8 protein-coding genes are annotated in these 9118 nt (G+C 24.6%); all 8 read left to right on the forward strand.

Going from position 1 to position 9118, the window contains the following annotated elements; translation table 11 throughout:
- The first annotated feature begins 5 nt into the window (after positions 1-5).
- The 8 genes from AC07E4_RS09250 to AC07E4_RS09285 all read left to right on the forward strand — a co-directional run bounded on the left by AC07E4_RS09250 (position 6) and on the right by AC07E4_RS09285 (position 8833).
- Complete coding sequence (locus AC07E4_RS09250; RefSeq protein WP_478216208.1) at positions 6-1979, forward strand: tetratricopeptide repeat-containing diguanylate cyclase; 1974 nt, start codon at positions 6-8, stop codon at positions 1977-1979.
- Between the two features lie 377 nt (positions 1980-2356).
- Positions 2357-3715 carry an MATE family efflux transporter gene (locus AC07E4_RS09255; protein WP_040327324.1) on the forward strand — a complete coding sequence of 453 codons (1359 nt, stop codon included), beginning with the start codon at positions 2357-2359 and terminating at the stop codon, positions 3713-3715.
- A gap of 149 nt (positions 3716-3864) precedes the next feature.
- The gene (locus tag AC07E4_RS09260) at positions 3865-5595 is read left to right on the forward strand and encodes an ABC transporter ATP-binding protein/permease (protein ID WP_478216209.1); all 1731 of its coding nucleotides are present in this window, start codon (positions 3865-3867) and stop codon (positions 5593-5595) included.
- Positions 5595-7310, forward strand: coding sequence for an ABC transporter ATP-binding protein (locus AC07E4_RS09265; RefSeq protein ID WP_478216210.1), 1716 nt, complete (start codon positions 5595-5597; stop codon positions 7308-7310). The genes AC07E4_RS09260 and AC07E4_RS09265 overlap by 1 nt, the downstream gene beginning before the upstream one ends.
- Positions 7311-7347: 37 nt before the next feature.
- Entirely contained in the window at positions 7348-7764 is a 417-nt protein-coding gene (locus tag AC07E4_RS09270; RefSeq protein ID WP_040327327.1) for a YbaN family protein, read from the forward strand.
- Positions 7757-8050 carry a nitrous oxide-stimulated promoter family protein gene (locus AC07E4_RS09275; protein WP_187372129.1) on the forward strand — a complete coding sequence of 98 codons (294 nt, stop codon included), beginning with the start codon at positions 7757-7759 and terminating at the stop codon, positions 8048-8050. The genes AC07E4_RS09270 and AC07E4_RS09275 overlap by 8 nt, the downstream gene beginning before the upstream one ends.
- 77 nt (positions 8051-8127) lie before the next feature.
- Positions 8128-8529, forward strand: coding sequence for a DUF2871 domain-containing protein (locus tag AC07E4_RS09280; protein WP_040327329.1), 402 nt, complete (start codon positions 8128-8130; stop codon positions 8527-8529).
- A 151-nt stretch (positions 8530-8680) separates the two neighbouring features.
- Entirely contained in the window at positions 8681-8833 is a 153-nt protein-coding gene (locus AC07E4_RS09285) for a zinc-ribbon domain-containing protein (protein ID WP_478216211.1), read from the forward strand.
- The last annotated feature ends 285 nt before the right edge of the window (positions 8834-9118 follow it).

A 9118-nucleotide genomic window follows, 5' to 3' on the forward strand; every position in this document is an offset into this window, starting at 1 on the left:
AACGTATGAAAAAAAATTTAATTTATTTTACAACTTTAATTATTATGCTATTTCTATTTATAATACCACTAGAAATTGATGATGATAAAAATATGAATAGTTTAATTAAAGAAGTTTCTGAGTCCTATTTTAATAAGACGATTATTGATAAAAAAACTATAGAAGAGAAAAGAAATATAATAAAAAATTATCCCAATAGTTCTACTAAACATTTTTTAAATGGATATTTTGATTACATAAGTTATGATTTTAATAGTGCCCTAAAAAATTTTAAATTGGCATGTACAAATATAAATAATACTACAAGTTATTTTGTTAAAATTTATAGTAATAAGTTTTTGGCAGATTGTTTTATACGAAACGAGAAGTATAATGAAGCTGTTTATTACATAGAAGAAGGGTTTGGATATATAAATGAGAGTAATCCTCACTATAATGAAGAAGATATATGGGAAGTTTTAAAAACTATACTATATATACCAGAAGGAAGAGAAAAAGTTATAAAAATTTTAGAACGTGGAATATCTCATGAAAATATAAGTGATGAATATAGGTTTTATATAATTAGAAAATTAGAGATGCTCTATGTTGCAAACTCTAATTATGGCAAAGCTATAGAGTATGGTTTAGAGATAGTAACACTGTCAGAAAAATTGGACAAACAATATTTTAAAGCAAAGGCTATTGTAGATTTATCTTTAGTATTTAGAAAATTAGGAGGATATGATCAAGCTAAATTGCCATTAAAAGAAAGTTTAGAAATAGACATAGATGATGATTATGAAAATGCATTAGCTAAAACATATGGACTTATAAATTTATCGGAATTACATATTATTACAAAACACTATGATGCAGCTTTAGAAACCGCATTAAGAATTAGTGATTACACAAAATACTTAAGTGAGGATGAAGCAAATAATGTTGAGGCTTTAAAAAATATTATTGAATCTCAGGTATATATTTATAAAGGAGAACTAGAAAAGGCTGAAAACTCATTAAAAGAAGCAGAACTTTTAATGAAGTGTGAAAGTAAAAAGCTGTATTTAGATCAAGATATAACATTGATTAAAGCTTATGGGGATTTACTTTACAATAAAAAAGATTATAAGGATTCTATATCAAAATATGAATATGCTTTAAAACTAGCTAAAGAAAGAAATAATAGGGAACTGAAAAAAATAATAACTGAAAAACTTGCAGAGTTATATAGTAAAATTGGTGATAAAGATACATCTAATTTTTACAAGGATGAGCTAATAAATTTAAGTTATGAAGAACAAGAAGTTATACATAAAGATTACAGTATATATGCTGTAGAAAAGCAAAAGTATCAAGAAGCTATGGCTAAAAATTACAAGCATGAATCTGTAGAGCAAAAGAACTGGATAATAACATTAATATTGTTATTAATATTAGAAGAACTTTATAATAATGATAGAAGAAGAATAAGAAGATTAGAAGAAGAAAAAGATAAAGATTTTTTAACAATGTTATATAATAGAAGATATTTAGATGAATATGAAAATAAAGTCTATAACTATATTGATGATTACGAGTTTTCAATTATAATGTTAGATATAGATTACTTTAAGTTATACAATGACAACTATGGTCATGTTAAAGGGGATAAAGTTATAAAAGAAGTATCTAATGCAATAAGAGAAGTTTTTAGAAAAGATGATATATGTGTAAGATATGGTGGAGAAGAGTTCTGTATTATTCTTAAAGAAACACCAAAAGAAGTTGCATTAGAAAGAGTAAAAAGACTTAGAAATTCTATAAAAAGAAAAAGGATAGCGCATAGACATTCTAAAGTGACTAACATAATAACTGTAAGTATTGGAGTATATACTAAGGGAAAATATAAAAAAGAAAGTTTAAAAAATGTAGTTAATAAAGCAGATAAAGCTCTTTATGTAGCAAAAGAAAGTGGCCGAGATAAAGTAGTACATTTTGATGAATGTGTAATTAAATAATTTGAAAACTAAAAAGCGTGTTAAGTCACGTTTTTTTATTTTACATAAAATTGAATTTTTTTAAGGGCAAAGTATTTTATAAGTAGGGATATGATTATATGTATAGTGGACTTAATTCTATCAATTAAATATGTAAATAAATCTGTAAGCTAGATTTTAACCTTGTTGTTACACATTACTATTCCCAATCTAATATAAAAATTAATTACGAATGTCTTTTTTATGAAAATTACTACATATTAATTTTATATAGAAGCAAAATTAATTTTAATATATAATTAAAAAGTCAAATTTTTGATAAAGTAAGGTTGAAAGCTTAAAAGTGGAATTATTTAAGTTTTAGTTAGAACTAAAAAACAAAAGATAAAGGAGATAATATGATAGATAAGAAAATTAAAAATAAGTTAATACAAATTACATGGCCTATATTTATAGAAAGTATACTTATATCACTTCTTGGTGGAGTAGATATTTTTATGTTAGGACGATACTCAGATAATGCAGTTGCAGCAGTAGGAGTTGCAAATCAATTAATGTTTATGGTTAATCTTATGTTTTCATTAATTACTGCAGGAACATCTATACTTGTAGCACAGTACATAGGATACAATAAGGAAAATGGTAAAAATAATGATAATATTATTAGATTAAGTGGAGTTTCTATAGGTTTTAACTTTTTAATAGGAATAATTTTAAGTATAATAATGATATTTTTAGGAACAACTCTTCTAAAACTTTTAAATACATCAGATGAGTTACTTATATATGGAAAACAATATATAGAATTTGTAGGTGGTTTCATATTTATACAAGCTATTTCAATGACTTTTACAGCAATTTTAAGACCTCATGGACTTACAAAAGTTTGTATGTTTGTAACATTGCTAATGAATATAATTAATGTAGTTTTAAATTATATACTTATATTTGGACATTTTGGATTTGAAAGTTTAGGTGTTAGAGGAGCTGCAATATCAACAACATTAAGTAAGTTTATAGGGTTAATTGTATTGGGGATAGTTTTATATAGAAATGTATTAAAAAGAATAAAACTTGATTTATTTAAACCATTTCCAAAAGAAGATTTGAAAAACATATTAAAAATTGGTATACCAGCAGCAGGTGAAGAAATATCATATAATTTATCTCAATTAGTAGTTATAAGCTTTATTAATTTGATAAGTATAAACTCCATGGCAACAAAAAGCTATATTTCAAATATAGCAAGTTTTGCATATCTATTCTCAGCAGCACTAGGACAAGGTGCAAGTATAGTAATAGGACAATTAGTTGGTGAAGAAGAAAATGACGTAGCACATAAACTTTGTTTAGTATGTTTAAAGAAGGCAATTATCGTAACGGTTAGTATTAGTTTTGTATTTTTTATATTTGGAAAGAATATTTTACATATGTTTACTTCAAACTCTGAAATAATAAGTTTAGGTGCTATAGTATTAGCCATAGATTTAATATTAGAGCCAGGTAGGACAGTGAATATAGTTGGTATAAATTCCTTAAGAGCAGCAGGAGATGTTAAATTTCCTGTATATATAGGGATATTTTCAATGTGGACTTTTGGTGTAGGTCTTTCATACTTGTTAGGTATAAAATTAGGTCTTGGACTTGTTGGAATGTGGATTGGATTTACTGTAGATGAGTGGTTTAGAGCTATATTAGTATATAATAGATGGAATAAGAAAAAGTGGATTGGAAAATCTTTTGTACATAAGAAGTAATGCAACATTTTGTTGTATTCCTTCTTATTTTTTTTAATTAAATCATAAAAATACAACATAAATAATATTGAAAATCATTATCAATTGTGTTATTTTATTATAGGATCCAAATTTGAAATTATGATTAATTAAATTAGAGGTGATAAATAATGATGATAGATAAACGATTGATAAACTTATGCAAAGATTCGAAAAAATATATTAACTTTACAGTTCTAGTGAATTGGATATCTATAATATGCAATATAGGTATTATCACTATTATAGGTAATATAATAAATGATTTGGCTAATTTAAATGTAATAGATACAAGAAAATTTATTATTATAGCACTTTTTCTCATTATTAGATTTATAAGTAGTTTAAGTAGTGGATATTTTTCACACAAGGCATCTTCAAATGTAAAAGTTACGCTAAGAGATATGATGTACAGAAAGCTTCTAAACCTAGGATTAAATTATAATGAGGTTATGTCAACTTCTTCAATTGTACAAGCATCTATAGAAGGGGTTGAGCAATTAGAAATATATTTTGGTAAATACTTGCCACAACTATTTTACTCACTTATAGCACCGCTTACTTTATTTATTGTTATATCATTTATATCAATTAAGTCAGCAGTAGTTTTTATAATATCAGTTCCACTTATTCCAATTTCAATAATAGCAATTATGAAGATTGCAAAAAAAATATTAAAGAAATATTGGGGTATATACTCAAGTTTAGGTGATACTTTTCTTGAGAATCTTCAAGGATTAACTACTCTAAAAGTTTTTAATGTTGATGATATTAAACATAAAAAAATGAATGATGAAGCAGAGAATTTTAGAAAAATAACAATGAAAGTTTTAAAAATGCAACTTAATTCAATAACTATTATGGACTTAATAGCGTTCTTAGGAGCTAGTATAGGTTCTATTGTAGCAATAAATGAATTTTTGAATGGTAGGCTGACTATTGGAGAAGTAGTTGTGATAATATTATTATCTTCAGAATTTTTTATACCACTAAGACTTTTAGGTTCTTTCTTTCATGTGGCAATGAATGGTATAGCTGCGTCAGAAAAAATATTTAAGTTATTAGATGCAAAAGAGCTTGAAAAAGAAAGTTTAAATATGCAAAATGAATTATGTGACTTAAATATAAATATTAAGAATATAAGTTTTAGTTATGATAAGGAGAGAAAAGTTATAGATAATGTTTCGATGAAGTTTGCTAAAGGTACTTTTACTGCAATAGTAGGTAAAAGTGGTTCGGGGAAAAGCACTATTGCATCATTGATTTTAAACACGTATAAAGTAGATAATGGAAAAATTCTATTTAATTCTATTGATATAGATGATTTAAGTTTTGATAACATATATGAAAAAATCACACTTATAAGCACTAATTCATACATATTTAATGGAACAATATTAGATAATTTACTTATGGCAAAGGATGATGCAACTAAAGAGGAAATTAATAGAGCACTAGAGTTATCTAATTTGAAAGAATTTATAAACACATTAAAAGATGGATTACACACTAAAACTGGAGAGAACGGAAATTTATTATCTGGAGGTCAAAAACAAAGATTAGCTTTAGCTAGGGCTATTTTATCTAATAGGGAAGTTATGATTTTTGATGAAGCAACTTCTAATATAGATGTTGAGTCTGAAGAACTAATTTTAGATTCAATAAATAAATTGTCTAAAGAAAAAACTATAATTATGATTTCTCATAGATTACAAAATGTTAAAAATGCAGATAAAATTTATGTTATGAAAAATGGAAAAGTTGTTGAAGAAGGAGATCATCATACTTTATTAAGCTTAAAAAATGAGTATTATAAAATGATTGAAAATCAAAAAAAATTAGAGAGAAAGGAGGCAATATAATGGAAAGACAATCTGGATTCAAAATAATGAAAAGATTAATTAAAGAATTAAAACCATTAATACCTTTTATGGTTTTAACAATATCCATGGGGGTTTTAGGATTTTTAGCTGCAATAAGTATAACAACTTTTGGAGCAGTTGCCATTGGTACAATCATTGATTCTAATGGAATAGATGCTATATCTCTAGCAACACCAGTATTAAATTATAAAATGATTAATATAACTTTTACAAGTTCAATTATAATTATGATAATATGTGCAATTTTAAGGGGACCTTTAAGATATATAGAACAGTTATCAGGTCATTATATTGCTTTTAAAATATTAGCTATACTTAGGGATAAGGTGTTTAAAGCATTAAGAAAACTTGCTCCTGCAAAATTAGAAAATAAGGAAAAAGGGAATTTAGTGTCTATTATAACATCAGATATAGAATTACTAGAAGTTTTTTATGCACATACAATAGCACCTATAGCAATTGCTATAATAACAAATTTGATAATAACAATAATATTATGGAATATACATATGTATTATGGAATGATTGCTTTGATATTTTTTATAATTGTAGGTTTTATAATACCTTATACAACATCTAAATTTTCTAAACAATCAGGAGTTGAATATAGAAGCGCCTTTGGAGATGCAAATTCATATATGTTAGATTCATTGAGAGGATTAAAAGAAATATTAATTTATAAAAATGGAAATGAAAGATTAAACAAAATACATAATAAATCTATAAACTTAAATGAAAAGCAAAAAACAATAAAGAATCACGAAGGAATAGTTAGAGCAATTACTGATTTTACAATTATGAGTTCTATATTAGTCTTTTTATTTGTGGGAAGTCATTTGCTTTATAAGGGAGAAATTACATTATCTATACTAATAATAGCAATAGTTATTATAGCTTCATCTTTTGGGCCGGTAGTTGCACTAAGCAATTTATCAAATAATTTAATATTTACATTGGCTTCTGCTGAAAGACTATTTAATATTTTAGATGAAAATCCAGAAGTTGAAGAAGTTTTTGGTGATTGTGATCTGAATTCATTAAATATTATGTATGAAGATGTATCATTTAAATATGATAATAGAAAAGAGATATTAAAAGATGTAAATATAAATATAAAAAAAAGAGATAAGATATCTATAGTTGGTGAGAGTGGAATAGGAAAAAGTACATTTGCAAAATTACTTATGAGATTTTTTGATGTAAATAAGGGGAATGTAACTTTAGGTAATGTAAACCTAAAAGAATTACCTACAAATACTTTAAGAAAAAATCAAGTATTAATGAGTCAAGAAACTTTTCTTTTTAATGAAAGTATAGAAGAAAATATAAAGATTGCATCAATAAATGCAAATCATGAAGAAGTAGTGGATGCTGCAAAAAAAGCGTCTATACATGATTTTATAATATCTTTACCTAAAGGATATGAAACTATTGTAGGAGAGTTAGGTGGCAATCTTTCGTCAGGAGAAAAACAAAGAATTGGACTTGCTAGAACATTTTTAAGTAAGGCTGAAATAATCATATTAGATGAACCAACTAGCAATTTAGATACTTTAAATGAAGGTGAAGTATTAAATGCAATAAATCACAATATAAAAGATAAAACTATAGTTCTAATTACACATAGAAAATCTACAGAAGCTATAACCAATAAAATATTTAAACTAGAAAATAAAAAATTAAGTGAACTGTAACAAGAATTTTAAATTAAATAGACATTATGGGGGAGAAATGAATAAAATAAAAAAATATATTTATATAGTAGTGGGAATTATTGCTTTTACATTAGGAACAATAGGGGTTATACTGCCTATTCTTCCTACAACTCCTTTTTATCTTTTAGCATCATTTTGTTTTGTTAGAGGATCGAAAAGATTTGATGATTGGTTTAAAAATACAAAACTTTATAAAAAACATTTAGAAAGCTTTGTAAATGAAAAGTCTATGACGTTAAAAGAAAAAATATGCATATTACTTTTTGCAGATACAATGATTTTAATTCCTATTATAATAGTAGATTCGATTCATGTTAGAATATTTTTAATATCATTAATAATAATAAAACTTTATTATTTTATATTTAAAATTAAAACAGTTAAGAAAAACAATCAAAAAAGTATTGTGAAAGGTAATGATTATATTGAATAGAATTGAAAAAGAAAAAAATATTGTGGAAGTTATGATTAAACTTTATTGTAGAAAAAATCATGGAATTAAAAATGAATTATGTAAAGAATGTAGTGAACTTCTAAAATACGCACATACAAGGTTAAAATATTGCAAGTTCGGAAATGAGAAAACGTCTTGTAGTAAGTGTACTATACATTGTTATAAACCTGAAATGAAACTTAAAATAAAGGAAGTTATGAAGTTTTCAGGACCGCGTTTATTGTTTTATCATCCTTATGAGTTTATAAGACATATATTTAAATAAAATTTGTAGTTGAATTAAAAACAATAGTACTTTATAATAATTATTAAATAATAATTATTATAAAGTAAGGAGAAAATATGAAGAAATTTGCTAACTTATCATTTTTATATTTAATATTAGGTCTTATAGGTGGCGTATTTTATAGAGAGTTCACAAAGTTTAATGACTTTAATGGACAAACTGTATTGAAGTCAATACATCCACATTTGTTGGTTTTAGGTTTTATATTTTTTATAATAGTACTTATTCTTGAAAAAAATTTTAGTATAAGTAAGTATAAGAAATTTAATATTTGGTTTATGTCATATAATATATCATTAATTCTAGTTGTGATTATGTTAATTTTAAGAGGAATACTTCAAGTTATGAATAAAGATTTTGTAGGCTTAAGTCATATGGCTGGTACAACTCATGCAATGCTAGGTATATGTATGATTTGGTTTGGAGTAATTATTAAAAATTTAGATTTTAATAATTAAAATTTAAAAATAGTATTGCATTTAGTAATATATGTGTTATAATTAATTCATAATGAAAAAAGATTTACAAAGATAAATACATTTCTCCTAATATAAATTAGAGAGTATATATTAATCAACAGAAATCTTTAATTTTAAGGAGGAATATACAATGGCAGATAGAACATTAGTATGCAAAGATTGCGGACAAGAATTCGTATTCACAGAAGGAGAACAAGAATTCTACAAAGAAAAAGGATTCGATAACGATCCTGTAAGATGTGCAGATTGCAGAAGATCAAGAAAACAACAAAACAGAAGATAATTAAATATTTTCATAAAAAGCTATAAGAGTAATCTTATAGCTTTTGTTTTTATTATAATAAGTTTTAAATGTTAAAATAAATAATTATTAAAAATATTTTTTTAGAACTGAATATAAATACTTGAATTAAATTTTAAATGTGATATAATGAATACATAGTTTAAAAAAGGTTTACAAAGAAAGATAGATTTCTCCTAATAAAAATTAGAGAATATATATTAATCAACGTAAAATCTTTAATTTTAAGGAGGAATATACAATGGCAGATAGAACATTAGTATGCAA

Source organism: Clostridium amazonense, assembly GCF_056431285.1.

Bases quoted from the DNA above. Each gene is read 5' to 3' on its own strand.
- AC07E4_RS09265 (WP_478216210.1), top strand. From the start codon at position 5,595: ATGGAAAGACAATCTGGATTCAAAATAATGAAAAGATTAATTAAAGAA.
- AC07E4_RS09255 (WP_040327324.1), top strand. From the start codon at position 2,357: ATGATAGATAAGAAAATTAAAAATAAGTTAATACAAATTACATGGCCT.
- AC07E4_RS09280 (WP_040327329.1), top strand. From the start codon at position 8,128: ATGAAGAAATTTGCTAACTTATCATTTTTATATTTAATATTAGGTCTT.
- AC07E4_RS09285 (WP_478216211.1), top strand. From the start codon at position 8,681: ATGGCAGATAGAACATTAGTATGCAAAGATTGCGGACAAGAATTCGTA.
- AC07E4_RS09260 (WP_478216209.1), top strand. From the start codon at position 3,865: ATGATGATAGATAAACGATTGATAAACTTATGCAAAGATTCGAAAAAA.
- AC07E4_RS09270 (WP_040327327.1), top strand. From the start codon at position 7,348: ATGAATAAAATAAAAAAATATATTTATATAGTAGTGGGAATTATTGCT.
- AC07E4_RS09250 (WP_478216208.1), top strand. From the start codon at position 6: ATGAAAAAAAATTTAATTTATTTTACAACTTTAATTATTATGCTATTT.